The organism is Pseudomonas sp. TE3-3-F2023 (genome assembly GCF_036784815.1).
GTDB classification, from domain to species: Bacteria; Pseudomonadota; Gammaproteobacteria; order Pseudomonadales; family Pseudomonadaceae; genus Aquipseudomonas; species Aquipseudomonas pudica.
On record NZ_CP145113.1, the window covers coordinates 1852006 to 1878175 of the forward strand.

Consider the following 26170-nt stretch of genomic DNA (forward strand, 5'->3'; position numbering starts at 1 on the left):
GGCACCCGCCGCTCAGCGGGTGCCGTAGCTAGGCTATTTGTCCACGCTGACGCCGTAGAAGGAGTTCAGTCCGAATGGGCTGATCTTGAAGTCCTTCACCTTGGCGCTCATGGGCTGGTACACGGTGGAGTGGGCGATCGGGGTGATCGGCACCTGCTCCTTGAGGATGTGCTGCGCCTTTTGATACAGCTCGGTGCGCTTGGCCTGGTCGGAAGTGGCCTTGGCCTGCTTGATCAGGTCGTCGTAGGGCTTGTAGCACCACTTGGAGAAGTTGTTGCCGTTCATGGCATCGCAGCCGTACAGGGTGCCCAGCCAGTTGTCCGGGTCACCGTTGTCACCGCTCCAGCCGATCAGCATGGCGCCCTGTTCGCCGCCTTTGGAGCGCTTGATGTACTCGCCCCATTCATAGCTGACGATCTTCGCCTTGATGCCGACCTTGGCCCAGTCGGATTGCAGCATCTCGGCCATCAGCTTGGCATTGGGGTTGTACGGACGTTGCACGGGCATCGCCCACAAGGTGATTTCGGTGCCTTCCTTGATGCCAGCTTCCTTGAGCAGTTGCTTGGCTTTTTCAGGGTCGAATGGCGCGTCCTTGATGCTGTCGTCATAGGACCACTGAGTCGGGGGCATGGCGTTGACCGCCAGTTGGCCGGCGCCTTGGTAGACCGACTCGATGATCTTTTTCTTGTCCACGGCCATGTCCAGCGCCTCGCGGACTTTCAGCTGGGCCAGCGGGTTGGCCTCGTTGCTGCCCTTGACCTTGTCCATCACGTTGTAGGCGATGTAGCCGAGGTTGAAGCCGGCTTGCTGCGGCATCTGCAGCTTGGGGTCCTGTTTCAGCGGCTGGATGTCGGCGGGGCGAGGGAACAGAGTGACCTGGCACTCGTTCTTCTTCAGTTTCTGCATGCGCACCGACGCATCGGTGGTGATAGCGAAGATCAGGTTGTCGATCTTCACGTCATCGGGTTGCCAGTAGTCCTTGTTGCCCTTGAAGCGGATCTGCGCGTCCTTCTGGTACTTGCTGAACACGAACGGGCCAGTGCCGATCGGCTTCTGGTTGATGTCGGCGGCCTTGCCGTCCTTGAGCAACTGGTCGGCGTATTCGGCGGACTGGATCGAGGCGAAGCTCATGGCCAGGTTCTGGATGAATGCGGCGTCGACTTCGTTGAGGGTGAACTTGACAGTTTGTTCGTCGAGCTTCTCCAGTTTGGCGATGTTCTTGTCCATGCCCATGTCGGTGAAGTACGGGAACTCGGTGGGGTAGGCCTTGCGGAACGGGTGGTCCTTGTCGAGCATGCGGTTGAAGGTGAACAGCACGTCGTCGGCGTTGAAGTTGCGGGTGGGCTTGAAGTAGTCGGTGGTGTGGAACTTGACCCCTTCGCGCAGGTGGAAGGTGTAGGTCTTTCCGTCGTCGGAGACTTCCCACTTGGTTGCCAGACCCGGGATGACGGCAGTACCGCCACGTTCAAACTGGGTCAGGCGGTTGAACACGGTCTCAGCCGAGGCGTCGAAGTCAGTCCCGGTGGTGTATTGCCCCGGGTCGAAGCCGGCCGGGCTGCCTTCGGAGCAGAACACCAGGTTGGACGCGGCGAGGGCCGACGGTGCGCCGGATAGCAAGCCTGCGCCTAGCAGGAACGGAATGACTGCGTGTTTGAGCATGGTGGCCTCATTGTTGTCATTTTTCGATTGAGGTGGCCTCGTGAGCCGACCTGCGGATACTTATGCAGGGGCTGTTCCCAATGCAATATGCCGAGGGATAGTTGACGCCAGAAAAGTGGTACGGTCGTACATGGATGTCGCATTGATATAACTTTCAGCGAAGTTAAACGTTTGCGGGGGCAAAATGATGGCTTTTTGCGGGATGTTGCGGGGGCGGGATTAGTGTAGGAAGCACCTAATTGGTGCGTAGGAAATGTCTGAATCTGCGTTTTTTCGACTGACCTCATCGCCAGCAAGCCAGCTCCCAGAGGTACAACACAAGGGCTGAAACCTGTGGTGTATCTGTGGGCGCTGGCTTGCCGGCGATAGGGGCGCAATGCGCCCCGGCGAACTCAAGGCATCTGCACTTCGATCAGGCCATCGGCATTCATGCTCACTTCACTGGTCCCGGCCTCGATGTCCGGCGCCGGTGCCGACTCATCAGCTCCCATGGCCTTCATCGCCATCGGCGCACTTCGCAGGTAAGGGCGTGGGTAACCGCTGCTGTTGAGGTTCAGGCTGACCACTTTATAGCCCTTGCCCCCCAGCGCCTCGGTAGCCAGCTGCGCACGCGCCTTGAAGGCATCCACCGCATCCTTGAGCAGTGCATCCTCGCTGGCCTTGCGCGTGGCCGGGGCGATGGAGAAGTCCATGCCACCCATTTTCAGCTCTTGCAGCAGGTCGGCGGTCAGCTGCGACAGGGCCGGGAAGTTGGCGCTTTCCAGGCGCAACTCGGCGCGCTCGCGCCAGCCGGTGATCTTCTGGCCCTTGCTGTCATATACCGGATAGCTGTTGCGGCTCCCCTGGCTGATCTTCACATCCTTGACCTGGCGCGACTGCTGTACTGCCTTGTTCATGGTTTCGGTGATCTGCTTGGCAAGCTTGCCCGGGTCGGTGTTCTGCGCTTCGCTGTACAGGGTAACGACCATCAGGTCACGCGCCACTTCCTTGCTGACCTCGGCACGCAGCGAGACCTGGTTGTAGCGCGGCTCATCGGCAGCCAGCGCCGGCAGACTGGCGAGCAGGCCGCAGGACAGGATCAGGGCGGTGCCGCGACGTGGGATTTGCATGTGGTACTCCTTGGCAATATAAGGCGTGGGTTGTTGTCATCCATTCCACGCATGGCCCATCAGACCGGCAACAGTGTAGTGGGTTCAAAAGTGCCATCATCAACCTGTGACAAAGTGTGGCGCTTTGCCGCATCGCTGCAGCGAGGCGCCCGGCTTCGGTATACTCCAGCCGATTTTTCTGGAGCACTCATCAGGAGAGCTCATGCTCGCCGCCGTACAACCGCTGTCCGCTACCCGCCAGAACCTCTGGCGCCTGACCGTCATTCGGGTCCTGGTCCTGGCTGCCCAGGCCGGCTCCGTGGGCGTCGCCTACTGGACCGAACTGCTGCCCTTGCCCTGGTTGTCGCTGGCCGGCACCTTGGCCTTGTCTTCGCTGCTGTGCGCCTTCACGGCCCTGCGCCTGCGCCTTTCGTTGCCGGTCACCGAGCTGGAGTACGCCCTGCAACTGGCCTGCGACCTGCTGATCCACAGTGCCTTGCTGTATTACTCCGGCGGCTCGACCAACCCGTTCGTGTCGTATTACCTGGTGCCACTGGCGATTGCCGCAGTCACCTTGCCGTGGCTGTATTCGCTGATCCTTTCCGGCATCGCACTGACCGCCTACAGTCTGCTTTTGGTGCAGTTCTACCCGCTTGAAGGCCTGCCGATGGCGCGGGACAAGATGCAGGTGTACGGCATGTGGCTGAGCATTGCCCTGGCAGCGGCAGTGATTACCTTCTTTGCCGCGCGCATGGCCGAAGAGCTGCGCCGCCAGGAGCAGCTGCGTTCAGAGCGGCGTGAAGAAAGCCTGCGTGACGAGCAACTGCTGGCCGTGGCCACCCAGGCCGCCGGTGCCGCCCATGAACTGGGCACGCCGTTGGCGACCATGAGCGTGCTGCTGAACGAGATGCGCCAGGACCACGCCGACCCGCTGCTGCAGGAGGACCTGCAGATCCTTCAGGACCAGGTGAAGCTGTGCAAGGAAACCCTGCAACAGCTGGTGCGCGCCGCCGAAGCCAACCGTCGCCTGGCCGTGGTGGAGCAGGACGTCACGGCCTGGCTGGACGAGGCGCTCAACCGTTGGCACCTGATGCGCCCGGAAGCCAGCTACCGCTTCCAGCGCCTGCGCGACGGCCAAGTGCCACGCCTGACCCCGCCGCCGGACCTGACCCAGGCCCTGTTGAACCTGTTGAACAATGCCGCCGACGCCTGCCCCGATGACCTTGAAGTGCGCCTGGACTGGGACGCCCATGACATCGTCATCAGCATCCGCGACCATGGCCCCGGCGTGCCGCCGGCCATCGCCGAAGCCATCGGCAAACCCTTCATTACCACCAAAGGCAAAGGCTTCGGCCTGGGCCTTTTCTTGAGCAAGGCCAGCGTGACCCGTGCGGGCGGTTCGGTGAAACTCTATAGTCATGAACAGGGTGGCACCCTGACCGAACTGCGCCTGCCTTACGGCAAGCGAGGAGATGAATGATGAGCGAAGAAAACCAGGTCGAAGGCGAAGAGCTGCCGCACCTGCTGCTGGTGGATGACGATGCCACCTTTACCCGGGTCATGGCCCGTGCCATGAGCCGCCGCGGTTTCCGCGTGAGCACCGCCAGCTCTGCCGAGGAAGGGTTGATCCTGGCCCAGCAGGACCTGCCGGACTACGCCACGCTGGACCTGAAGATGGACGGCGACTCCGGGCTGGTGCTGCTGCCAAAGCTGCTGGAGCTGGACCCGGAGATGCGTGTGGTGATCCTGACCGGTTACTCGAGCATTGCCACCGCGGTGGAAGCGGTCAAGCGTGGTGCCTGCAACTACCTGTGCAAGCCGGCGGATGCCGATGATGTGCTGGCGGCGTTGCTGTCGGAGCACACCGACCTGGACACCTTGGTGCCGGAAAACCCGATGTCGGTCGACCGCCTGCAGTGGGAACACATCCAGCGTGTGCTGAACGAGCACGAAGGCAATATCTCGGCCACCGCGCGGGCGCTGGGCATGCACCGGCGGACCTTGCAGCGCAAACTGCAGAAGCGCCCGGTTCGGCGCTGATTCCTGCTGGGCTTGTACCGGCCCTTTCGCGGGCTTGCCCGCTCCCACAGGTACTGCACAGGCCTTGCGGCTTGTGTAATACCTGTGGGAGCGGGCAAGCCCGCGAACAGGCCGGTACTGACAGAAATTTCTCTGTGATACCCCGCGATCCCCGCAAGTCCCGGCCGTTGGCGTATCATTAGCCCCCTAACGGCAACCCCCTCCAGGATCGCTTGCGCATGCTCGCCCTTCTTATCCAGACACTGAACATCACGGCCCCGGTCTTCGCCATGCTGTTCATGGGCGTGCTGCTCAAACGTATCCGCCTGATCGACGACAATTTCAACCGCGTCGCCTCACAGTTGGTGTTCAACGTGTGCATGCCGGCGCTGCTGTTCCTCGGCATCTATCACGCCGACCTGGCCACGGCGGTCAAACCCGGCGTCCTTCTTTATTTCATCGTCGCCACCCTGGCCGGCTTCGCCATAGCCTGGGGCCTGGCCATCTGGCGCAGCCCGCTGGCCGACCGGGGCATCTATACCCAGGGTGCGTTCCGTGGCAACAACGGCGTGATCGGCCTGGCCCTGGCCGCCAGTCTCTACGGCGACTACGGCATCTCCCTGGGTGCGGTGCTCGCCGGCCTGGTCATCCTCATGTACAACTCGCTGTCGGCAGTGGTGCTGGCGGTGTACAGCCCGGACCTGAAGTCCGACCCGTGGAGCATCTGCAAAAGCATCCTCAGCAACCCGCTGATCATCAGTGTGCTGGTGGCCACGCCCATGGCGTACGGCCAGGTGCCGCTGCCCAACTGGCTGCTCACCTCGGGCGACTACCTGGCGCAGATGACCCTGCCGCTGGCGCTGATCTGCATCGGTGGCACGCTGTCGATGGCGGCGCTGCGCGACAGTGGCAGGCTGGCCATCGACGCCAGCCTGGTGAAGATGGTCTGGCTACCGCTGCTCGGTACCCTCGGCGCCTGGCTATGCGGCTTCCGCGGCGCCGAGCTGGGCATCCTGTTCCTGTACATCGGCAGCCCGACCGCAGCGGCCAGCTACGTCATGGCGCGGGCGGCCAACGGCAACCATGAGCTGGCGGCGTCGATCATCGTGATTACCACGCTAATGGCGGCGATCACCACCAACATTGGTATTTTCATCTTGCAGTGGGGCGGATGGATCTAGATCCTTGACTGCAAACAACACAAAAAACACAGCCTCACTGAGATAAAGGACACTTCATGCAAGACCAGAGCACGCCCGAGCGGTTACAGCGCGGGCTGAAGAATCGCCATATCCAGCTGATCGCGCTGGGTGGGGCCATCGGTACCGGGTTGTTCCTGGGCATTGCCCAGACCATCCAGCTGGCCGGCCCCTCCGTCCTGCTGGGCTACGCCATTGCCGGCCTGATGGCCTTCCTGATCATGCGCCAGCTCGGTGAGATGGTGGTGGAAGAGCCGGTGGCCGGCAGCTTCAGCCACTTCGCCCACCAGTACTGGAGCGAGTTCGCCGGCTTCGTCTCGGGCTGGAACTATTGGGTGGTGTACGTACTGGTCGGCATGGCCGAGCTGACAGCGGTGGGTATCTACGTGCAGTACTGGTGGCCCGGCTTCCCCACCTGGGCCACGGCGGCGATCTTCTTCGTGGTGATCAACCTGATCAACCTGACCCAGGTGAAGGTCTACGGCGAGATGGAGTTCTGGTTCGCTCTGGTCAAGGTAGTGGCCATCGTCAGCATGATCGGCTTCGGCGCCTGGCTGCTGGCCAGCGGCCATGGCGGCCCGGACGCCAGCGTGGCAAACCTCTGGCAGTACGGTGGTTTCTTCCCCAACGGCGTCAGCGGCCTGGTGATGGCACTGGCAGTGATCATGTTCTCGTTCGGTGGCCTGGAACTGGTGGGCATCACCGCCGCCGAGGCCGACAACCCGCGTCAGAGCATCCCCAAAGCCACCAACCAGGTGGTGTACCGCATCCTCATCTTCTACATCGGTGCCCTGGCGGTGCTGCTTTCGCTGTACCCGTGGCAGAAGGTGGTGCAGGGTGGCAGCCCGTTCGTGATGATCTTCCACGAACTGGACAGTGACCTGGTGGCGACCATCCTCAATATCGTGGTGCTGACGGCCGCGCTGTCGGTATACAACAGCTGCGTGTACGCCAACAGCCGCATGCTGTTCGGCCTGGCCAGCCAGGGCGACGCACCGCGTCAGTTGCTGAAGGTAAGCCGTAGCGGCGTGCCGCTGACCGCGCTGGGTGTGTCGGCTTTCGCCACCGGGCTGTGCGTGCTGATCAACTACCTGATGCCGGGTGAAGCCTTTGGTTTGCTGATGGCCCTGGCAGTGTCGGCGCTGGTGATCAACTGGGCGAGCATCAGCATCACCCATCTGAAGTTCCGCAAGGCCAAGCTGGCGGCCGGGATTACCCCGTTCTACAAAAGCTGGGGGCATCCGGTCACCAACTACCTGTGCCTGGCGTTCATCGTGCTGATCCTGGTGGTGATGTACCTGACCCCGCCGATTCGCATCTCGGTGATGCTGATTCCGGGGTGGATCCTGGTGCTGTGGGTGGCCTTCAAGATGAAGAAGGCTCGCCAGGCCAGGTAGGTAACACAGTACCGGCCTCTTCGCGGGCACGCCCGCTCCCACAGGTACTGCACAGGTCTCAGAGCCTGTAGGGTCCCTGTGGGAGCGGGCGTGCCCGCGAAGAGGCCGGTACAGGCTACCTATTGATAACTGTCGATCACTTCCTGTGCCGCACGGAACGCATCAATCGCCGCCGGCACCCCCGCATACACCGCGCAATGCAGCAGCGCTTCGCGAATCTCCTCCACCGTACAGCCATTGTTCAACGCACCGCGCACATGCCCCTTGAGCTCCTGCGGGCACTTGAGTGCGGTCAGCGTAGCCAGGGTAATCAGGCTGCGGGTTTTCAGCGGCAGCCCGTCGCGGGCCCACACGCTGCCCCAGGCATGTTCGTTGACGAAGTCCTGCAGCGGTTGGGTAAAGTCGGTGGCATTGCCCAAGGCGCGGTCGACGAACGCATCGCCCATGACCTGGCGCCGAATCTGTTCGCCGGTTTTCTTGCTGTCAGCCATGTTGTTTTCCTTAGTGTTGGCGGCGCCAGGCTCGTGCGGTGGTGTACAGCAACACCATGGCGAGCACCGGCAGTACGTAGAACAGCATCAACCGCTCCAGGCGGCCGGCCAGTGGCATGCCCATGGTGAACGCCGCCACGTGCAGCCCATAGGCCAGGTACAGGCAAAGGAACACCAGGCCTTCGGCGCGGGTGATGCGGTAACCGGAATAGAACACCGGCAGGCTCAGCGCAGCAACACCCAGCATTACCGGCAGGTCGAAGGCCAAGGCGTTGGGCGAGATCGACAGCGGCTCGGGAGCGACCAGTGCGGTCAGGCCCAGCACCGCCAGCAGGTTCAACAGGTTGCTGCCTATCACTGTTCCCACGGCGATTTCTCGTTCACCGCGCAGGGCGGCGATCAGCGCAGCAGCCAGTTCCGGCAGCGAAGTGCAGATGGCAACGACGGTAAGGCCGATGATGCGCTCTGACAGCCCCAGGTCGGTGGCCACCTCCACGGCGGCTTCAAGCAACAAGTGACCCGCCAGGCTCAGCAGACCCAGGCCGGCCAGCACCTGCAGCAGCGTGCCTGACCAGAAGCGCCCGGTGCTGCTGGTGACAGTGGCCGGTGCGGGGTAGGTGCGGGCGTAGTGGCGCGACTGGTGCCAAAGCATTGCCAGGTAGCCGGCCAGGCCGATCAGCAGCAACACCCCTTCGGCCCGGCCCAGGTGGCCGTTGGCGGATAACGCGTAGACCAGGCCGCTGGCGACGATCATCAGTGGAATGTCCAGGCGCACCAGTTGCCGCGACACGCGCAGCGGGATGATCAGTGCGGCCAGGCCGAGGATGACCAGTACGTTGAAAATGTTGCTGCCGATAACGCTGCCCACCGCCACATCTGGCGCGCCCTGGTAGGCGGCCTGCAGGCTCACGGTCATCTGCGGGGCAGTGCTGCCGAAAGCCACCAGGCTCAGGCCGATGATCAGAGGGCGTACGTGCAGGCGCTGGGCCAGGCGCAGCGCTGCGCGTACCAGCAGTTCGGCGCCGCCGATCAGCAACAGCAGGGCGATGCCCAGTTGCAGGAGGCTGAAGGTGGGAAGGATAGCCAGGTCGAAAATGGTCGGACTCCTGTCGCGTCAGTCGCTAAGCCCTTGTACTCGCACGCGCGCGGTTCCGCTACGGATCATGCCGATTTTTTCTGCGGCGGCACGTGAAAGATCGATCAGGCGGCCGCGGGTATGCGGGCCACGGTCGTTGATACGCACCACGACGCTGCGCTGGTTGGCCAGGTTGGTCACCCGTACCCGTGTGCCGAAGGGCAGGCTGCGGTGGGCGGCGGTGAGCCCGTGCTGGTTGAATGGTTCGCCGCTGGCGGTGCGTTTGCCGTGGTGACGCGCGCCGTAATAGGAAGCGGTGCCGGTCTTGTCGTAACCGTCGGGGTCGATGTCCTGGCTGGCGCAGCCGGCCAGCAGGGAGAAGAGGGCGAGGGTGCTCAGGGATCGCTTTAGCAATTCGAATGCTCCGGTGCGGCCATCCGCGGCTAAAGCCGCTCCCACAGGTACGGCGCTGTACCTGTGGGAGCTGCTTCAGCCGCGAACGAGGGCGAAGCCCTCGCAGGACTACAGGGGTAAAACAATCACCCTTCGAGCTTGGCCTTGAGCAATTGGTTCACTTGCCCCGGGTTGGCTTTGCCTTTGGAGGCTTTCATCGCCTGGCCGACGAAGAAACCGAACATCTTGCCACGCTTGGCCTCGTCGGCTGCGCGGTACTGTTGGACCTGCTCGGCGTTGGCCGCCAGCACTTCGTCGAGCATCTTGTCGATCGCACCGGTATCGGTGACCTGCTTCAGGCCTTTGCTTTCGATGATGCTGTCGGCATCGCCTTCACCGGCGGCCATGGCCTCGAACACGGTCTTGGCGATCTTGCCGCTGATGGTGTTGTCGCGGATGCGCAACAGCATGCCGCCCAGCTGTGCGGCGCTGACCGGCGCCTGGTCGATCTCGATGCCCAGCTTGTTCAGCAGGCTGCCCAGCTCGACCATGACCCAGTTGGCAGCCAGCTTGGCATCGCCACCGATCTTCACCACTTCTTCGAAGTAGTCCGCCTGTTCGCGGCTGGAAGCCAGCACGTTGGCGTCGTAGGCCGACAGGCCGTACTGGTTCTGGAAGCGCTCGACCTTCTGCGTCGGCAGTTCCGGCAAGCCGGCGCGGACGGTTTCGAGGAAGCTGTCCTCGATCACCACTGGCAGCAGGTCCGGGTCGGGGAAGTAACGGTAGTCGTTGGCTTCCTCCTTGCTGCGCATGGAGCGGGTCTCGTCCTTGTTCGGGTCGTACAGGCGGGTTTCCTGTACCACCTTGCCGCCGTCCTCGATCAGGTCGATCTGGCGCTGGATCTCGCTGTTGATCGCGCGCTCGATGAAGCGGAACGAGTTGACGTTCTTGATCTCGCAGCGGGTGCCGAACTCGGCCTGGCCTTTCGGGCGAATCGACACGTTGCAGTCGCAACGCAGCGAGCCTTCGGCCATGTTGCCGTCGCAGATGCCCAGGTAACGCACCAGCGCGTGGATCGCCTTGACGTAGGCCACGGCTTCCTTGGCACTGCGCATGTCAGGCTCGGAGACGATTTCCAGCAGCGGGGTGCCTGCGCGGTTCAGGTCGATGCCGGTGGAGCCGCTGAAGTCTTCGTGCAGGCTCTTGCCGGCGTCTTCTTCCAGGTGCGCGCGGGTTACCCCGATGCGCTTGATGGTGCCGTCTTCCAGGGCGATGTCCAGGTGGCCCTTGCCGACGATCGGCAGGTCCATCTGGCTGATCTGGTAGCCTTTGGGCAGGTCCGGGTAGAAGTAGTTCTTGCGCGCGAACACGTTGCGCTTGCCGATCTCGGCATCGATGGCCAGGCCGAACATGCACGCCATGCGCACGGCTTCCTGGTTCAGTACTGGCAGTACGCCAGGCATGCCCAGGTCAACCAGGCTGGCCTGGGTGTTCGGCTCGGAACCGAAGGTGGTGGCGCTGCCGGAGAAAATCTTCGACTGGGTGGCGAGCTGAGTGTGGATTTCCAGCCCGATCACAACTTCCCATTGCATGTGTGAATTCCTCAGAAGCCGTTGGGGGCGCGGGTGTGCCAGTCGGTCACTTGCTGGTAGCGGTGCGCGACGTTGAGCAGGCGGCCTTCCTGGAAGTATGGCGCCAGCAGCTGCACGCCGACCGGCAGGCCATCGACGAAGCCGGCCGGCATCGACAGGCCCGGCAGGCCCGCCAGGTTGGCGGTGATGGTGTAGACGTCTTCCAGGTACGCGGCGACCGGGTCGCTGCTCTTGGCACCGAGCTTCCAGGCCGGGTTTGGCGTGGTCGGGCCGAGGATCAGGTCGACGTCGTTGAAGGCGGCCATGAAGTCGTTCTTGATCAGGCGGCGGATCTGCTGCGCCTTCACGTAGTAGGCGTCGTAGTAGCCGGCCGACAGGGCGTAGGTGCCGACCATGATGCGGCGCTGCACTTCGACACCGAAGCCTTCGCCACGCGAACGCTTGTACAGGTCGGTGAGGTCTTTCGGGTTTTCACAGCGGTAGCCGAAGCGCACGCCGTCGAAACGCGACAGGTTTGACGAGGCTTCAGCAGGGGCGATCACGTAGTAGGCCGGGATGGCGTGCTGCATGTTCGGCAGGCTGATTTCCTTGACCACCGCGCCGAGCTTTTCCAGCTCCTTGACGCTGGCCTGGACCAGGTCGGCGATGCGTGGGTCGAGGCCGGCACCGAAGTACTCCTTCGGCAGGCCGATGCGCAGGCCCTGCAGCGAAGCATTCAGGTTGGCGCTGTAGTCAGGCACAGGCTCTTCGATGCTGGTGGAGTCCTTGGCGTCGAAACCGGCCATGCCTTGCAGCAGCAGGGCGCAGTCTTCGGCAGTACGGGCCAGCGGGCCACCCTGGTCGAGGCTGGAGGCGTAGGCGATCATGCCCCAGCGCGACACGCGGCCGTAGGTCGGTTTGAGGCCGGTGAGGTTGGTCAGTGCCGCCGGTTGGCGGATCGAACCGCCGGTGTCGGTGCCGGTGGTGGCTGGCAGCAGGCGTGCAGCCACTGCCGCGGCCGAACCGCCCGACGAGCCGCCCGGGACGTGCTCGAGGTTCCATGGATTCTTCACCGCGCCGTAGTGGCTGGATTCGTTGGCCGAACCCATGGCGAATTCGTCCATGTTGGTCTTGCCCAGGGTGACCATGCCGGCTTCCGCCAGCTTGGCAACCACGGTGGCGTCATACGGCGCCTTGAAGTTGTCGAGCATCTTCGAGCCGCAGCTGGTGCGTACGCCGTTGGTGCAGAACAGGTCCTTGTGGGCGATCGGTGCACCGAGCAGCGCCCCGGTTTCGCCAGCGGCGCGACGGGCGTCGGCTGCACGCGCCTGGCCCAGGGCCAGATCTTCGGTGACACTGATGAAGCTGTTGATCTGCGGGTCGAGCTGCTTGATGCGCGCCAGCAGGGCGCCGGTCAGCTCTTCGGAGGAAAACGACTTGTCGGCGAGTCCGCGGGCGATCTCGGCCAGGGTCAATTGATGCATGGCAGGCTCTATCCCTTACTCGATGACTTTGGGAACCAGGTACAGACCGCTTTCGGTCGACGGCGCGATGGCCTGGTAGGCGTCGCGTTGGTTGCTCTCGGTGACCTGGTCGGGACGCAGGCGCTGGCTGGCCTCCAGGGGGTGGGCCAGTGGCTCGATGCCGGTAGTGTCGACCGCTTGCATCTGGTCGACCAGCCCGAGAATGCTGTTCAGTGCGTCAGTAATGCGTGGCAGTTCGCCATCATTCAGGCCCAGACGGGCCAGATGGGCGATCTTTTCCACGTCGCAGCGTTCAAGCGCCATGGGGATCTCCAGGGGAAACAAAGACCGGAATTTGGGTCCGCAGTGAGGAACATGTCAGCTTTCTGGCGGTCTAACGGCCGCGAAATTCTGCTGGCGTGCTCGGAAAAACAGCCAATTTAACATATTGGCTCCTTGCCCAAAATCCCTGCCATTGTTAGAGTTTGCCGCACTTTTTTACCCACGCTTTCCCCAGGGTCACTTTCCCATGTTCAAGAAACTGCGTGGCATGTTTTCCAGCGATCTGTCCATCGACCTGGGTACTGCCAACACCCTTATTTACGTGCGTGAGCGCGGTATCGTCCTGAATGAGCCCTCGGTTGTTGCCATCCGTACCCATGGCAACCAGAAAAGCGTCGTCGCCGTCGGTACCGAAGCCAAGCGCATGCTGGGCCGCACGCCTGGCAACATTGCTGCCATTCGTCCGATGAAGGACGGCGTCATCGCCGACTTCAGCGTCTGCGAAAAAATGTTGCAATATTTTATCAACAAGGTTCACGAGAACAGCTTCCTGCAGCCGAGCCCGCGCGTGCTGATCTGCGTGCCGTGCAAGTCCACCCAGGTAGAGCGCCGCGCCATCCGCGAGTCGGCCTTGGGTGCCGGTGCCCGCGAAGTGTTCCTGATCGAAGAGCCTATGGCTGCCGCCATCGGTGCCGGCCTGCCGGTCGAGGAAGCCCGCGGTTCGATGGTCGTCGATATCGGTGGTGGTACCACTGAAATCGCGCTCATCTCCCTGAACGGCGTGGTCTATGCGGAATCCGTGCGCGTTGGCGGCGACCGCTTCGACGAAGCTATCGTCACCTACGTGCGCCGCAACTACGGCAGCCTGATCGGCGAGTCCACCGCCGAGCGCATCAAGCAGGAGATCGGTACCGCCTACCCGGGTGGCGAAGTGCGTGAAGTCGACGTGCGCGGCCGCAACCTGGCCGAGGGCGTACCGCGTGCCTTCACCCTGAACTCCAACGAAGTGCTCGAAGCGCTGCAGGAATCCCTGGCGACCATCGTCCAGGCGGTCAAGAGTGCGCTGGAGCAATCGCCGCCCGAGCTGGCCTCGGACATCGCCGAGCGTGGCCTGGTGCTGACCGGTGGTGGCGCACTGCTGCGTGACCTGGACAAGCTGCTGGCCCAGGAAACCGGCCTGCCGGTGATCGTCGCCGAAGACCCGCTGACCTGCGTCGCCCGTGGCGGTGGTCGCGCCCTGGAGATGATGGACAAGCACGCGATGGACCTGCTCTCCAGCGAGTGATCCCGCTCGCTGTTCACGAGCGTCCGGTTTACAGGTAGTACGCACAGTGCTACCTGTATGTGCTGGGCTGGCGCCCGTTCGGGGCGCCGTATCCATCAACCCGCAACCAGGCTGGTGCGTTGTCCCATGTCCAATGACCTCCTGAGTCGTCCACGAGGAACGGCCCATTAAACCGCTTTTCTCCAAGGGCCCTTCGCTGGGCGTTCGCCTGCTCGTCCTGGTGGTGATGTCGGTCGCGTTGATGGTTGTCGACGCGCGCTTCGACGTGCTCAAGCCCGTGCGCAGCCAGATGGGCCTGGTACTCATGGAGTCGTACTGGATCACCGACCTGCCGCAACGTGCGTGGCAAGGTGTGGCCGGCCAGTTCGGCAGCCGCACCGAACTGATTGCCGAAAACGAAAAGCTCAAGACCGAAGCCCTGCTGCTGCAGGGGCGCCTGCAGAAGCTGGCGGCCCTGACCGAGCAGAACGTGCGCTTGCGCGAATTGCTCAACTCCTCGGCGCTGGTCAACGAAAAAGTCGAAGTGGCCGAGCTGATCGGTGTCGACCCCAACCCGTTCACCCACCGCATCCTGATCAACAAGGGCGAGCGTGATGGCGTGTTCCTTGGCCAGCCGGTGCTCGATGCCCGTGGCCTGATGGGCCAGGTGGTCGAGCTGATGCCATACACCTCGCGGGTACTGTTGCTGACCGATACCACCCATAGCATCCCGGTGCAGGTCAACCGCAACGGCCTGCGCGCCATCGCCAGCGGCACCGGCAACCCGGAGCGCCTGGAACTGCGCCATGTGGCCGATACCGCCGACATCAAGGAAGGCGACCTGCTGGTCAGTTCCGGCATGGGTCAACGGTTCCCGGCCGGTTACCCGGTGGCCACGGTCAATGAAGTGATCCACGATTCCGGCCAGCCGTTCGCCATCGTTCGTGCCATCCCCACCGCCGCGCTCAACCGCAGCCGCTACATGCTGTTGGTGTTCAGCGACCGGCGCAGCCCGGAACAGCGCGCCACCGATGCCGCCATCGCCCAGGAAGAGGCTGACCGCAAGGGGACCTCGGCTGCAGGCCAGCCGGCTGCGACGGTCGAGCAAGGCGCACCAGCTGGCAGCGCACCTGCCACGCCGGCTACACCAGCGGCCCCGGCAGCCCCGGCAGCGCAACCTGCAGCCCCGGCTGCTGCACCTGCCACGCCGGCTACCGCGCCTGCCGCACCCGCTCACACCCGGAGGCAATGATGGCTGCATCACGCCGCAACAACGGCTGGGTCATCTGGCTGACTTTCGCCATCGGCCTGCTGCTCAGCGTCTCGCCCATGCCGCAGTTCATGGAAGTGTTCCGGCCCATGTGGCTGGCCTTGCTGGTGTCGTTCTGGACCCTCGCCGTACCGAACAAGGTCGGCATGACCACCGCGTTCGTGCTGGGCCTGGCCGAGGACGTGCTGTACGGAACCCTGCTGGGGCAGAACGCGCTGATCCTCACCCTCATCACCTTCCTGGTGCTGTCGTTGCAGCAGCGCCTGCGCATGTTCCCCATGTGGCAGCAGAGCCTGGTGATCCTGGTGATCTTCGGCATCGCCCAGCTGATCCAGCTGTGGCTCAGCGCGCTGACCGGCAACCGCCTGCCCACCCTGGCACTGGTCTGGTCGGCGGTGATCAGCGCCTTGCTCTGGCCGTGGATCAGTTTCGCCCTGCGCGATCTGCGCCGACGCTTGCATATCAACTGACGGCGCCGCCGCGACTGACAGGGAGATGTCTGCATGACCCCGCTATACCTGGCCTCAGGCTCGCCTCGTCGTCGTGAATTGCTGACCCAGATCGGGGTGCCGTTCAGCGTCGTCAGCGCCCCCATCGATGAAACTCCGCTGCCCGATGAAAGCGCCCCGGCCTACGTCGAGCGCCTGGCCCGGGCCAAGGCCGCCGCCGGCCTGGCCTGCATCGAAGGCCAGGCTGTGGTGCTGGGCGCAGACACTGCCGTGGTGCTCGATGGTCGTATTCTTGGCAAACCGGAAAACCGCGAAGATGCTCTGGCCATGCTGGCCGACCTTTCGGGCCGCGAGCACCACGTACTGACTGCGGTCGCCCTGAGTGATGGACCGCGCGTGCAAAGCCTGTGCGTCACCAGCAAGGTGCGCTTCCGTGCGATCAGCGCCGAGGAAGCGCAACGCTACTGGGCCAGCGGCGAGCCCGCGGACAAGGCCGGCGGCTATGCCATCCAGGGCTTGGGAGCGGTGTTCGTCACCGGCCTTTCCGGCAGCTACTCGGCGGTGGTCGGCTTGCCCCTCAGTGAAACGGCCGAACTGCTTGGCCAATTCGGCATTGCCTGCTGGCAATCGCCCGCGCATACGCCAGAGGTAACAAACCAGCGGTAGCCAGCACTGCATACGCCATCCATCATTACCAAAGACCTTTGACGAGAGCCTGCCATGAGTGAAGAGATCCTGATCAACATCACCCCGATGGAGTCGCGCGTGGCGGTGGTGGAAAACGGGGTGCTGCAGGAAGTGCATGTCGAGCGCACCCAGCGCCGGGGCATCGTCGGCAATATCTACAAAGGCAAGGTGGTGCGCGTGCTGCCGGGCATGCAGGCGGCTTTCGTCGATATCGGCCTGGAGCGCGCGGCATTCATCCATGCCTCGGAAATATCCCAGCGCGAAGGCTCTGCGGTAGAAAACATTACCGCCCTGGTGCACGAGGGGCAGGCCTTGGTGGTGCAGGTGACCAAGGACCCGATCGGCACCAAGGGCGCGCGTCTGACTACCCAGCTGTCGATCCCGTCGCGCTACCTGGTGTACATGCCCCGCAGCAGCCATGTCGGCATTTCGCTGAAGATCGAGGACGAAGCCGAGCGCGAGCGCCTCAAGCAGGTGGTCAGCGACTGCATGGAAAGCGAGAACATCAAGGACGCCGGTGGCTTCATCCTGCGTACCGCTGCCGAAGGCGCACGCGCTGAAGAGATCCTGCAGGATATTCGCTACCTGCGCCGCCTGTGGGAGCAGATTGGCACCCAGATCAAGACCTGCGGCGCGCCCACGGTCATCTACGAGGACCTGGGCCTGGCCCTGCGCACCCTGCGCGACCTGGTCAACCCGAAGATCGAGAAGATCCGCATCGACTCGCGGGAAACCTTCCAGAAGACCACGCAGTTCGTTGGCGAGCTGATGCCGGAAATTGCCGATCGCCTCGAGCACTACCCGGGCGAACGGCCGATTTTCGACCTGTACGGCGTCGAGGACGAGATCCAGCGTGCGCTGGAACGCAAGGTGCCGCTGAAATCCGGTGGCTACCTGGTGGTCGACCCGGCTGAAGCGATGACCACCATCGATGTGAATACCGGCGCCTTCGTCGGCCATCGGAACCTTGAAGAGACCATCTTCAAGACCAACCTCGAGGCCGCCACCGCCATCGCCCGGCAGCTGCGCCTGCGCAACATCGGCGGCATCATCATCATCGACTTCATCGACATGGAAGACGAAGAGCACCAGCGCCAGGTGCTGCGCACTCTGGAAAAGCAGCTGGAGCGCGATCACGCCAAGACCAACATCATCGGCATCACCGAGCTGGGCCTGGTGCAGATGACCCGCAAGCGCACGCGGGAAAGCCTGGAACAGGTGCTGTGCGAGCCCTGCCTGGCCTGTCAGGGCCGTGGCAAGCTGAAAACCCCCGAGACTATCTGTTACGAAATCTTCCGCGAGATCCTGCGCGAGGCCCGCGCGTACCAGGCCGAAGGCTACCGCGTGCTGGCCAACCAGAAGGTGGTCGACCGGTTGCTGGATGAAGAGTCCGGTAACGTCGCGGAGCTTGAGGCCTTCATCGGCCGAACCATTCGTTTCCAGGTGGAGTCGATGTATTCGCAGGAACAATACGATGTGGTGCTGCTCTGAGGCCTTCTGAAACGCGCCGCAGGTGGGCCGGGCTGGCAAAACCGGCACGACGGGCCATCATGGATAAACGACCTGGAGGGCCATGGCCATGGGACGTCTGACCCGCGTTCTTGTCGCCTTGACCCGCTGGGGGCTGGGCTTTTGCGCCCTGCTGGCGGTGTTGGTGGCGCTGTATGTCAGCCTCGGCCGCGAACTGGTGCCGTTGGTGGCCGAGTACCGCGCCGATGTGGAGAGCAAGGCCGAACAGTCTTTGGGCCTGCCTGTGCACGTTGGTGCCCTGGAAGGCCGCTGGAGCGGCCTGGCACCGGTACTGAGGGTGCGCGACCTGCAACTGGGCGAGGGGGCCACGGCCCTGCGCCTGGACGACGTCAAGGTAGTACCCGATGTCTGGGCCAGCATCACCGCCCGCGAGGTACGCCTTGCACGCATTCAGTTGGGCGGCCTGCAACTGATCCTGCGCGAGAACGAACAGGGCGCCTGGAGCCTCGAAGGCCTGCCGAAGAAAGATGATTCGCCGCTCGATCCTGCCGAGTTGTTGCAGCGCCTGCGCCAGTTGGGCCGTATCGATGTGTTCGACAGCCAGGTCACCCTGCACCCCTGGCAGCGCGACCCGTTGACCCTGACTTATGTGAGCGTCGGGCTGCAAGCCGGGGCTTCGCGCCATGCTCTGGACCTGCGCGCGACTCTGCCCGATGGCCAACCCCTGTCGCTGAACCTGCGCGGCCGGGCCACGGCCAACACCTGGCGCGACGGCCAGGTCGAAGCCTACCTGAGCCTGCCACAGAGTGACTGGGCGCGTTGGCTGCCGCCTCGCCTGCTGGGCCAGTGGCATGCCGACGCCCTGCGGGCCGGCGGCGAGTTCTGGGTCGATTGGCGCAAGGGGCAGTTGCAGCAGGCCGTCGTACGCCTCAATGCACCGGAGCTGCAGGGCGCCTATGTCGGGCGAAAGGCGGCCAAGCTGACCAACCTGGCGCTGGGTGCCTGGTTCCAGCGACGGGAGCAAGGCTTCGATGTGGTGGTCGACTCCCTGGCCATGGACGTTGGCAAGACCCGTTGGGAGTCGCACCTGCAGTTGCAGCAGCGTGCAGGCGAGGACGCTGCCACGGAAAGCTGGCAAGTGCAGGCCGACCGCCTTGACCTCACGCCGTTGACCCCGCTGATCGATGCTCTCGCGCCGCTGCCGGACAAGGTCATGGCCGTGATCGATGGCCTGAAAGTGACCGGCGCGCTGCGCAATGTGCGCCTGGAGGCGCGGCCCAAGGCCGAAGGTGACCAGCGTCTGCAATTCGAAGCCAATCTGGAGAAGGTCGGTTTCGATGCCTATCACAATGCCCCGGCAGCCGGTAATGTCAGCGGCAGCATCAGCGGTGACCTCGGCCACGGCGAACTGCGCCTTGATACCGATGCGTTCATGCTGCACCTTTACCCGATCTTCGCCAAACCCTGGCACTACCAGAAGGCCAATGCGCGCCTGACCTGGGCCTTGGACAAGGAAGGTTTCACCCTGGTCGCGCCTTACCTCAAGGTACTCGGCGAGGAGGGCAAGATCGCCGGTGACTTCCTCATTCGCCTGTTGTTCGAGGAGGGCCGCGAGGATTACATGGACCTGCGCGTCGGCCTGACCGAAGGCGATGGCCGCTACACCGCCAAGTACCTGCCCGAGGTGCTCAGCCCCGCCCTCGACGAATGGCTGCGCAGTGCGATCGTCAAAGGCACGGTGGACGAAGGCTACTTCCAGTATCAGGGCTCGCTGAACCATGGCGTCGCGCCGGAAGCGCGCAGCATCAGCCTGTTCTTCAAGGTGCGTGATGCCGCCCTGGACTTCCAGCCGGGCTGGCCGCAGGTGCAGCACGTGGATGGCGATGTGTTCATCGAGGACAGTGGCGTGCGCGTCAAGGCCGAGCGGGGCGTATTGCTCGACACCAAAGTCAGCGATGTGAGCGTCGACATCCCGCATGTCGACGAGGGCCAGCAAAGCCACCTGTACCTCGATGGCAACTTCGACGGCAGTCTGGGCGATGGCCTGAAGATTCTCAAGGAAGCGCCAATCGGCACTGGTGAGATATTCGCAGGCTGGGAGGGCGAGGGACCGCTCAAGGGCAAGGTCAAGCTCGACATTCCGCTGGCCCACGGGCAGCGGCCGAAAGTGCAGGTGGACTTTGCCACCGACGATGCGCGGCTGAAGTTGGCACCGCCGAATCTGGAGTTGAGCCGCCTGAAGGGCGACTTCAGTTTCGATTTCGACAAGGGCCTGAGCGGCAAGGGCATCAGCCTGCAGGCCTTCGGCAAGCCGGTGACGGCGCAAATCACGGCCGAAGGCCAGCCAGGGCAGATGCAGACCCGCATCAACGCCAATGGCCAGGTCTCGCTCAAGGCGCTGACCGACTGGCTGCAGTTCAAGCAGGCCTTGCCGGTTTCGGGCGACCTGCCCTACCAGTTGCAGGTCAGCCTGGGTAGTCGAGACAACCGACTACGTGTCGACTCCAGTCTCAAGGGCTTGGCCATCGACCTGCCGGCACCGTTCGGCAAGGCTGCGGCGGATGCCCGTGATAGCCGTTTCAGCATGAGCCTGCAAGGCCCTGAGCGGCGCTTCGACGCGGCCTATGGCGACCTTGCCCGCTTTGCCTACGCCGCTCCGGCCGACAAACTGGCCCAGGGCCGTGGCGAGTTGTTGCTGGGCGCAGGTGACGCCCAGCTACCTGCCGGGCAGGGCCTGCGAGTACGCGGCCGCCTGCAGGCACTGGACCTGGCGCCCTGGCAAGAACGGGCGGCGCAATTGGTGGGTGGCGATCCGGGTGGCAGCGCGCGGCAGAACCTGCAAGGAGTCGACCTGAGCATTGGCCAACTGAAAGCCTTCGGCATGGATCTGAACCAGGCCGTGGTGCGTCTTGCCCGTGGTGGCGCTGCCTGGGATCTGCGCCTCGATAGCAGGGAGGTTATCGGCAACGCACGGGTGCCGGATGCCAAGGGCGCGCCCATGGTCGTGCGCATGCAGACCCTGCGCCTGCCCGCTGCCACCGATGCTGAAAAGCAGGCCGAGGAGGGCCCGGACCCATTGGCTTCATTCGACCCGCGCAAGGTGCCGGCGCTGGACCTGAGCATCGACAAGCTCTATCGCGGTGACGACCTGTACGGCAGTGCGTCGCTCAAGTTGCGGCCGACCGCGCGTGGCGTGACCGCCAGCGACATCGACCTCGACTTCAAGGGCCTGCGTATCGATGGTGGCGGCGGCTGGGAAGGCGAGCCGGGCAGCACCAGCAGCTGGTACAAAGGGCGCCTGGACGGCAAGAACCTGGCGGATGTGCTCAAGGCCTGGGGCTTTGCCCCGACCGTGACCAGCCGCGACTTCCGTCTGGATGTGGATGGCCGCTGGCCGGGTTCGCCGGCCTCGGTGAGCCTCAAGCGCTTCTCCGGCAGCATGGATGCAGCGCTGCGCACCGGTCAGTTCGTCGAGGTCGAAGGCAGTGCCCAGGCGCTGCGGGTGTTCGGCCTGCTGAACTTCAACTCCATTGGCCGGCGCTTGCGCCTGGACTTCTCCGACCTGTTCGACAAGGGCTTGGCCTACGACCGGGTCAAAGGCTTGCTGGTGGCCAGTGACGGTGTCTACGTGACCCGCGAGCCAATCGCCGTGACCGGCCCATCGAGCAACTTTGAGCTGGACGGTACCCTGGACCTGGTAAGCGACCGGGTCGATGCCAACCTGCAGGTGAGCCTGCCAGTGACCAACAACCTGCCGCTGGCGGCCCTGATTGTCGGCGCGCCGGCCGTGGGCGGGGCGCTGTTCCTGGTCGACCGGCTGATCGGCGACCGCGTGTCGCGCTTCGCCAGCGTGCACTACCGTGTCGAAGGTCCTGTGAAAGAGCCTAGAATCACATTTGTGAAACCTTTCGAGAAATCCCGCTAGGAGTGCCCATGAAGGCAGCTGTCATACAGATGGTCAGCCAGGACGATGTGCTGGCCAACCTGCAGCGCGCCGGTGCCCTGCTGGAGCAGGCCGCCATTGGCGGTGCAAGGCTGGCTGTGCTGCCGGAAAACTTCGCCGCCATGGGCCGCAAGGACGCCGCTGCCATCGGCCGCGCCGAAGCGTTGGGTGAAGGTCCGATCCTGCCATGGTTGAAACGCACCGCCCGCGACCTCAAGTTATGGATTGTCGCAGGTACCTTGCCATTGCCACCGGTCGGCCAGCCCGAAGCCAAGGCCCATGCCTGCTCGCTGTTGATCGACGAACACGGTGAAGTGGCGGCACGCTATGACAAGTTGCACCTGTTCGATGTGGACGTTGCTGACAACCGTGGCCGCTACCGCGAGTCCGACGACTACGCCCACGGCGCCCAGGTGGTGGTGGCCGATACGCCGGTGGGGCGGCTGGGGCTGAGCGTGTGCTACGACCTGCGCTTCCCCGAACTGTACAGCGCACTGCGCGCCGCCGGCGCGGAACTGATCACTGCGCCGGCCGCTTTCACTGCGGTAACGGGCGCGGCGCACTGGGAAGTACTGGTGCGTGCTCGGGCCATCGAGACCCAGTGCTACCTGCTGGCTGCGGCACAAGGCGGAACTCACCCGGGGCCACGGGAAACCCATGGCCATGCGGCGATCGTCGACCCCTGGGGGCGCATCGTCGCGGAACAGGCGCAAGGTGAAGCGGTACTGCTCGCCGAGCGCGACATTGACGAACAAGCGTCCATCCGGGCGCGCATGCCGGTGGTATCGCACCGGCGCTTTTTCTCGCAGGGCGCGTTGCGGCCTGCGCACACCTCGGAGTGACTATGAGCCAGATGTTATCCACCGTCAGCGAGCAGCTCCTGGCCCCAGGCGGCTTGACCCTGGACAGCCTGCAGAGCGTGCTGGGTGAGTTGGCCGGCCCCGGCATCGATGCCGCCGACCTGTATTTCCAGGGTCAGATCTCGGAAACCTGGGCGCTGGAAGACGGCATCGTCAAAGAGGGCAGTTTCAACCTCGACCAAGGCGTGGGCGTGCGTGCCCAGTCCGGTGAAAAGACCGGCTTTGCCTACAGCAACGCAATCAACCTCGAAGCGCTGACCTCGGCAGCCCGTGCCGCCCGTTCAATCTCCCGTGCCGGGCAGAACGGCAAGGTACAGGCCTTCCGCAGCCAGGACGTGACCGCCCTTTATCCGGCGGACAACCCGCTGGATGTGCTCAGTCGTGCCGAGAAGGTCGAGCTGCTCAAGCGTGTCGACGCCGCCACCCGCGCCCTGGACCCGCGTATCCAGCAGGTCAGTGTGAGCATGGCCGGGGTCTGGGAGCGCATCCTGATCGCTGCGGCCGATGGCAGCCTGGCCGCCGACGTGCGCCCGCTGGTGCGCTTCAACGTCAGCGTCATCGTCGAGCAGAATGGCCGCCGCGAGCGTGGCGGGCAAGGCGGTGGCGGGCGTACCGACTACCGCTTCTTCACCGAAGAGCGGGTCATGGGCTATGCCCGCGAAGCGCTGCGCCAGGCCCTGGTGAACCTGGAGGCGATCCCGGCACCGGCTGGTACCCTGCCGGTGGTGCTGGGTTCGGGCTGGTCGGGCGTGCTGCTGCACGAGGCCGTCGGCCATGGTCTGGAAGGTGACTTCAACCGCAAGGGTAGTTCGGCGTTCAGCGGCCGCATTGGCGAGAAGGTGGCATCGAGCCTGTGCACCATCGTCGACGACGGCACTCTCGAGGGCCGCCGCGGCTCGCTGAGCGTGGATGACGAAGGCACCCCGACCGAGTGCACCACGCTGATCGAGAACGGTGTGCTCAAGGGCTACATGCAGGACAAACTGAACGCGCGCCTGATGGGCATGGCGGTCACCGGTAACGGCCGCCGCGAATCCTACGCGCACCTGCCGATGCCGCGCATGACCAACACCTACATGCGTGCCGGCGAAAGCGACCCGCAGGAAATCATCGCTTCGGTGAAGAAGGGCATCTACTGCGCCAACCTCGGCGGTGGCCAGGTGGACATCACCAGCGGTAAGTTCGTGTTCTCGACCAGTGAGGCCTACCTGATCGAAGACGGCAAGATTACCGCGCCGGTGAAAGGAGCGACCCTGATCGGCAATGGCCCGGAAGCGATGAGCCGGGTGTCGATGGTCGGTAACGACCTGGCGCTGGATAGCGGGGTAGGGACTTGCGGCAAGGACGGGCAGTCGGTGCCGGTGGGGGTCGGGCAGCCGACCTTGAAGCTGGATGCGATTACCGTGGGCGGTACAGGGGCGTGATGTCTTCGGGGACCGCTTTGCGGTCCATTCGCAGCACAAGGCTGCTCCTACAGGGATCGCGTATTTCTGTAGGAGCAGCCTTGTGCTGCGAATGGGCCGAAAAGCGGCCCCAGGGTGATCAGCGCAACCCGCGCTGCAGCTCGTCGAGATCGCGGATGTACTTGAACACTTTGCGCGCGGCGGCAGGCGGTTTGTTCCGCGCCTTCTCGTGCTGGGCATGGCGCACCAGCGAGCGCAGTTGCTGGCGGTCGGTGTCGGGGTATTCGTTGACGAAGCGCTCGAGGTCTTCGTCGTTACCGTCGATCAACCGGTCACGCCAGCGCTCCAGGCTGTGGAAGCGTTCGTTGTACTGGCGTGTCGAGCTGTCCATCTGTTCGAGCAAGGCGTGGATGGCATCCAGGTCCTGTACGCGCATCAGCTTGCCGACAAACGACATGTGGCGTTTGCGGGCACCGTGAGCGGTGTGCTTGCTGGCTTCGGCCAGGGCCTTGCGCAGCTCGTCGGTCAACGGCAGGCGAGCCAGGGTATCGGCCTTGAGCGTGGTAAGGCGCTCGCCGAGTTCGACCAGCGCATGCAGCTCGCGCTTGATCTGGGTTTTGCTTTTTTCGCCGTCGAAGGCGTCGTCGTTTGAATCAACCATGGTGGCAGTCCGCTAGAAATCGCCGCCATGATAACCAGTCGGGGGCCGCTTGTCCGGCCCGGTCGTAGAATGACCCTCGCCGAACGCAGAATTTGAGTGGAGAGAACCATGAGTGCAGTCCAGAGCGTAGGTCCGAAAGACCTGCCAGCATTGCAGGAGCAGGTCGAGGCGATCATCGCCGAAGCGCGCCGCCAGGGGGCCAGTGCCTGCGAAGTGGCGGTGTCGCTGGAGCAGGGCCTGTCCACCACGGTACGCCAGCGAGAGGTCGAGACGGTCGAGTTCAACCGCGACCAGGGCTTCGGCATCACCCTGTATGTGGGCCAGCGCAAAGGCTCGGCCAGCACTTCGGCCAGTGGCCCGGAAGCAATCCGCGAAACCGTCGCCGCCGCTTTGGCGATTGCCAAGCATACCTCCGAAGATGAATGTTCCGGCCTGGCCGACGCGGCGCTGATGGCTCGCGAGATCCCGGACCTGGACCTGTACCACGACTGGAACCTCGAGCCGGAGAAGGCCATCGAGATGGCCCTGGCCTGCGAGGCGGCGGCATTCGACGCCGACCCGCGTATCCTCAATGCCGACGGCACCACCCTCAATACCCACCAGGGCTGCCGCGTGTATGGCAACAGCCATGGTTTCATCGGCGGCTACGCCTCGACCCGGCACAGCCTGAGCTGCGTGATGATCGCCGAAGGCGACGGCCAGATGCAGCGTGACTACTGGTACGACGTGAACCGCCAGGGTAACTTGCTGGCCGACCCGCGTAGCATCGGCGTGCGCGCTGCCCAGCGGGCCGCCAGCCGCCTGGGGGCGCGGCCGGTGCCGACCTGTGAGGTGCCGGTGCTGTTCTCGGCCGAGCTGGCCGGTGGCCTGTTCGGCAGCTTCCTGTCGGCCATTTCCGGCGGCAACCTGTACCGTAAATCCTCGTTCCTGGAGGGGACCATTGGTCAGCGCCTGTTCCCTGGCTGGCTGACCCTCGACGAGCGCCCGCACATTCCGCGGGCACTTGGCAGTGCCGCGTTCGACGGCGATGGTTTGGCTACCTATGCCAAGCCGTTCGTCGACAAGGGTGAGTTGGTGTCGTACCTGCTGGGTACCTATTCCGGGCGCAAGCTGGGTTTGCCAAGCACGGCCAACGCTGGTGGTGTGCACAACCTGTTCGTCAGCCATGGTGTCGAAGACCAGGCGGCGCTGATCCGGCGCATGGGCCGAGGGTTGCTGGTGACCGAGTTGATGGGGCATGGCCTGAACATGGTGACGGGGGATTATTCCCGTGGCGCGGCGGGGTTCTGGGTCGAGAATGGCGAGATTCAGCACGCGGTGCAGGAAGTGACCATTGCCGGGAACATGAAAGACATGTTCCAGCAGATTGTCGCGATTGGCAGCGATCTTGAGACCCGCAGCAACATTCACACCGGATCGGTGCTTATCGAACGGATGACCGTTGCTGGTAGCTGATCCATAGCCTGTACCGGCCTCTTCGCGGGTAAACCCGCTCCCACAAGTATTGCGCAGTCTTCAGGTGTGGC

Annotated in this window: 22 protein-coding genes; 13 read left to right on the forward strand and 9 right to left on the reverse strand. The window is 63.8% G+C overall.

The window, feature by feature from the left end; translation table 11 throughout:
- Nucleotides 1-33: 33 nt before the first annotated feature.
- Both V3314_RS08395 and V3314_RS08400 read right to left on the reverse strand, forming a co-directional pair.
- Nucleotides 34-1659, reverse strand: coding sequence for an ABC transporter substrate-binding protein (locus V3314_RS08395; protein WP_085600632.1), 1626 nt, complete (start codon nucleotides 1657-1659; stop codon nucleotides 34-36).
- Nucleotides 1660-2051: 392 nt separating this feature from the next.
- The gene (locus V3314_RS08400; RefSeq protein WP_015269044.1) at nucleotides 2052-2768 is read right to left on the reverse strand and encodes an SIMPL domain-containing protein; all 717 of its coding nucleotides are present in this window, start codon (nucleotides 2766-2768) and stop codon (nucleotides 2052-2054) included.
- A gap of 202 nt (nucleotides 2769-2970) precedes the next feature.
- On the opposite strand from V3314_RS08400, the gene V3314_RS08405 reads away from it, so the two are divergent.
- From V3314_RS08405 to V3314_RS08420, 4 genes are all read left to right on the forward strand, one after another.
- Nucleotides 2971-4227: an ATP-binding protein gene (locus V3314_RS08405; protein ID WP_025337805.1), complete on the forward strand. Its 1257-nt coding sequence runs from the start codon at nucleotides 2971-2973 to the stop codon at nucleotides 4225-4227.
- The gene (locus tag V3314_RS08410; protein WP_025337806.1) at nucleotides 4227-4787 is read left to right on the forward strand and encodes a response regulator transcription factor; all 561 of its coding nucleotides are present in this window, start codon (nucleotides 4227-4229) and stop codon (nucleotides 4785-4787) included. The genes V3314_RS08405 and V3314_RS08410 overlap by 1 nt, the downstream gene beginning before the upstream one ends.
- A gap of 218 nt (nucleotides 4788-5005) precedes the next feature.
- Nucleotides 5006-5947: an AEC family transporter gene (locus tag V3314_RS08415; protein ID WP_046615784.1), complete on the forward strand. Its 942-nt coding sequence runs from the start codon at nucleotides 5006-5008 to the stop codon at nucleotides 5945-5947.
- Between the two features lie 56 nt (nucleotides 5948-6003).
- Entirely contained in the window at nucleotides 6004-7362 is a 1359-nt protein-coding gene (locus V3314_RS08420) for an amino acid permease (RefSeq protein WP_046615783.1), read from the forward strand.
- 119 nt (nucleotides 7363-7481) lie between these two features.
- Here the strand turns inward: V3314_RS08420 and V3314_RS08425 are convergent, their stop codons facing one another.
- From V3314_RS08425 to gatC, 6 genes are all read right to left on the reverse strand, one after another.
- Entirely contained in the window at nucleotides 7482-7853 is a 372-nt protein-coding gene (locus V3314_RS08425) for a carboxymuconolactone decarboxylase family protein (protein WP_046615782.1), read from the reverse strand.
- Nucleotides 7854-7863: 10 nt separating this feature from the next.
- A complete protein-coding gene (locus tag V3314_RS08430) occupies nucleotides 7864-8907 on the reverse strand; it encodes a calcium/sodium antiporter (RefSeq protein WP_046615781.1) in 1044 nt (347 codons plus the stop codon).
- 60 nt (nucleotides 8908-8967) lie between these two features.
- A complete protein-coding gene (locus V3314_RS08435) occupies nucleotides 8968-9342 on the reverse strand; it encodes a septal ring lytic transglycosylase RlpA family protein (protein ID WP_046615780.1) in 375 nt (124 codons plus the stop codon).
- Nucleotides 9343-9467: 125 nt separating this feature from the next.
- Entirely contained in the window at nucleotides 9468-10913 is a 1446-nt protein-coding gene (gatB, locus tag V3314_RS08440) for an Asp-tRNA(Asn)/Glu-tRNA(Gln) amidotransferase subunit GatB (RefSeq protein ID WP_046615779.1), read from the reverse strand.
- Between the two features lie 11 nt (nucleotides 10914-10924).
- On the reverse strand, nucleotides 10925-12376 hold the full coding sequence (gene gatA, locus V3314_RS08445; protein WP_024086328.1) for an Asp-tRNA(Asn)/Glu-tRNA(Gln) amidotransferase subunit GatA: 1452 nt from the start codon (nucleotides 12374-12376) through the stop codon (nucleotides 10925-10927).
- Between the two features lie 15 nt (nucleotides 12377-12391).
- Nucleotides 12392-12679 (reverse strand): Asp-tRNA(Asn)/Glu-tRNA(Gln) amidotransferase subunit GatC, encoded by a 288-nt coding sequence (gene gatC, locus V3314_RS08450; protein ID WP_003255165.1) that lies wholly within the window; start codon nucleotides 12677-12679, stop codon nucleotides 12392-12394.
- A gap of 205 nt (nucleotides 12680-12884) precedes the next feature.
- Between gatC and mreB the strand changes: the two genes are divergently transcribed.
- From mreB to tldD, 8 genes are all read left to right on the forward strand, one after another.
- The gene (mreB, locus tag V3314_RS08455; RefSeq protein ID WP_003255163.1) at nucleotides 12885-13922 is read left to right on the forward strand and encodes a rod shape-determining protein MreB; all 1038 of its coding nucleotides are present in this window, start codon (nucleotides 12885-12887) and stop codon (nucleotides 13920-13922) included.
- A 166-nt stretch (nucleotides 13923-14088) separates the two neighbouring features.
- Nucleotides 14089-15153 (forward strand): rod shape-determining protein MreC, encoded by a 1065-nt coding sequence (gene mreC, locus V3314_RS08460; RefSeq protein ID WP_080958491.1) that lies wholly within the window; start codon nucleotides 14089-14091, stop codon nucleotides 15151-15153.
- Nucleotides 15153-15641, forward strand: a complete 489-nt coding sequence (gene mreD / locus V3314_RS08465; RefSeq protein WP_015269051.1) for a rod shape-determining protein MreD — start codon at nucleotides 15153-15155, stop codon at nucleotides 15639-15641. Before mreC ends, mreD begins: the two co-directional genes overlap by 1 nt.
- Before the next feature lie 33 nt (nucleotides 15642-15674).
- Nucleotides 15675-16286, forward strand: coding sequence for a Maf family protein (locus V3314_RS08470; RefSeq protein ID WP_046615777.1), 612 nt, complete (start codon nucleotides 15675-15677; stop codon nucleotides 16284-16286).
- Nucleotides 16287-16340: 54 nt separating this feature from the next.
- Nucleotides 16341-17798 (forward strand): ribonuclease G, encoded by a 1458-nt coding sequence (gene rng / locus V3314_RS08475; protein WP_013971067.1) that lies wholly within the window; start codon nucleotides 16341-16343, stop codon nucleotides 17796-17798.
- 82 nt (nucleotides 17799-17880) lie between these two features.
- Complete coding sequence (locus tag V3314_RS08480; protein WP_196188641.1) at nucleotides 17881-21702, forward strand: YhdP family protein; 3822 nt, start codon at nucleotides 17881-17883, stop codon at nucleotides 21700-21702.
- An 8-nt stretch (nucleotides 21703-21710) separates the two neighbouring features.
- On the forward strand, nucleotides 21711-22562 hold the full coding sequence (locus V3314_RS08485) for a carbon-nitrogen hydrolase family protein (RefSeq protein ID WP_085600624.1): 852 nt from the start codon (nucleotides 21711-21713) through the stop codon (nucleotides 22560-22562).
- Between the two features lie 2 nt (nucleotides 22563-22564).
- Entirely contained in the window at nucleotides 22565-24004 is a 1440-nt protein-coding gene (tldD, locus tag V3314_RS08490) for a metalloprotease TldD (protein WP_024086333.1), read from the forward strand.
- 118 nt (nucleotides 24005-24122) lie between these two features.
- On the opposite strand, the gene yjgA is transcribed toward tldD, so the two are convergent.
- Entirely contained in the window at nucleotides 24123-24644 is a 522-nt protein-coding gene (gene yjgA, locus V3314_RS08495; protein WP_003255152.1) for a ribosome biogenesis factor YjgA, read from the reverse strand.
- Between the two features lie 108 nt (nucleotides 24645-24752).
- Between yjgA and pmbA the strand changes: the two genes are divergently transcribed.
- Nucleotides 24753-26099 carry a metalloprotease PmbA gene (gene pmbA / locus V3314_RS08500; protein WP_046615774.1) on the forward strand — a complete coding sequence of 449 codons (1347 nt, stop codon included), beginning with the start codon at nucleotides 24753-24755 and terminating at the stop codon, nucleotides 26097-26099.
- Nucleotides 26100-26170 lie beyond the last annotated feature (71 nt).

What these genes read in the sequence shown, in the direction of transcription:
- V3314_RS08395 (WP_085600632.1), bottom strand. Translation starts at nt 1,659, where the DNA reads ATGCTCAAACACGCAGTCATTCCGTTCCTGCTAGGCGCAGGCTTGCTA.
- V3314_RS08400 (WP_015269044.1), bottom strand. Translation starts at nt 2,768, where the DNA reads ATGCAAATCCCACGTCGCGGCACCGCCCTGATCCTGTCCTGCGGCCTG.
- V3314_RS08405 (WP_025337805.1), top strand. Translation starts at nt 2,971, where the DNA reads ATGCTCGCCGCCGTACAACCGCTGTCCGCTACCCGCCAGAACCTCTGG.
- V3314_RS08410 (WP_025337806.1), top strand. Translation starts at nt 4,227, where the DNA reads ATGAGCGAAGAAAACCAGGTCGAAGGCGAAGAGCTGCCGCACCTGCTG.
- V3314_RS08415 (WP_046615784.1), top strand. Translation starts at nt 5,006, where the DNA reads ATGCTCGCCCTTCTTATCCAGACACTGAACATCACGGCCCCGGTCTTC.
- V3314_RS08420 (WP_046615783.1), top strand. Translation starts at nt 6,004, where the DNA reads ATGCAAGACCAGAGCACGCCCGAGCGGTTACAGCGCGGGCTGAAGAAT.
- V3314_RS08425 (WP_046615782.1), bottom strand. Translation starts at nt 7,853, where the DNA reads ATGGCTGACAGCAAGAAAACCGGCGAACAGATTCGGCGCCAGGTCATG.
- gatB (WP_046615779.1), bottom strand. Translation starts at nt 10,913, where the DNA reads ATGCAATGGGAAGTTGTGATCGGGCTGGAAATCCACACTCAGCTCGCC.
- gatA (WP_024086328.1), bottom strand. Translation starts at nt 12,376, where the DNA reads ATGCATCAATTGACCCTGGCCGAGATCGCCCGCGGACTCGCCGACAAG.
- gatC (WP_003255165.1), bottom strand. Translation starts at nt 12,679, where the DNA reads ATGGCGCTTGAACGCTGCGACGTGGAAAAGATCGCCCATCTGGCCCGT.
- mreB (WP_003255163.1), top strand. Translation starts at nt 12,885, where the DNA reads ATGTTCAAGAAACTGCGTGGCATGTTTTCCAGCGATCTGTCCATCGAC.
- mreD (WP_015269051.1), top strand. Translation starts at nt 15,153, where the DNA reads ATGGCTGCATCACGCCGCAACAACGGCTGGGTCATCTGGCTGACTTTC.
- V3314_RS08470 (WP_046615777.1), top strand. Translation starts at nt 15,675, where the DNA reads ATGACCCCGCTATACCTGGCCTCAGGCTCGCCTCGTCGTCGTGAATTG.
- rng (WP_013971067.1), top strand. Translation starts at nt 16,341, where the DNA reads ATGAGTGAAGAGATCCTGATCAACATCACCCCGATGGAGTCGCGCGTG.
- V3314_RS08480 (WP_196188641.1), top strand. Translation starts at nt 17,881, where the DNA reads ATGGCCATGGGACGTCTGACCCGCGTTCTTGTCGCCTTGACCCGCTGG.
- V3314_RS08485 (WP_085600624.1), top strand. Translation starts at nt 21,711, where the DNA reads ATGAAGGCAGCTGTCATACAGATGGTCAGCCAGGACGATGTGCTGGCC.
- tldD (WP_024086333.1), top strand. Translation starts at nt 22,565, where the DNA reads ATGAGCCAGATGTTATCCACCGTCAGCGAGCAGCTCCTGGCCCCAGGC.
- yjgA (WP_003255152.1), bottom strand. Translation starts at nt 24,644, where the DNA reads ATGGTTGATTCAAACGACGACGCCTTCGACGGCGAAAAAAGCAAAACC.
- pmbA (WP_046615774.1), top strand. Translation starts at nt 24,753, where the DNA reads ATGAGTGCAGTCCAGAGCGTAGGTCCGAAAGACCTGCCAGCATTGCAG.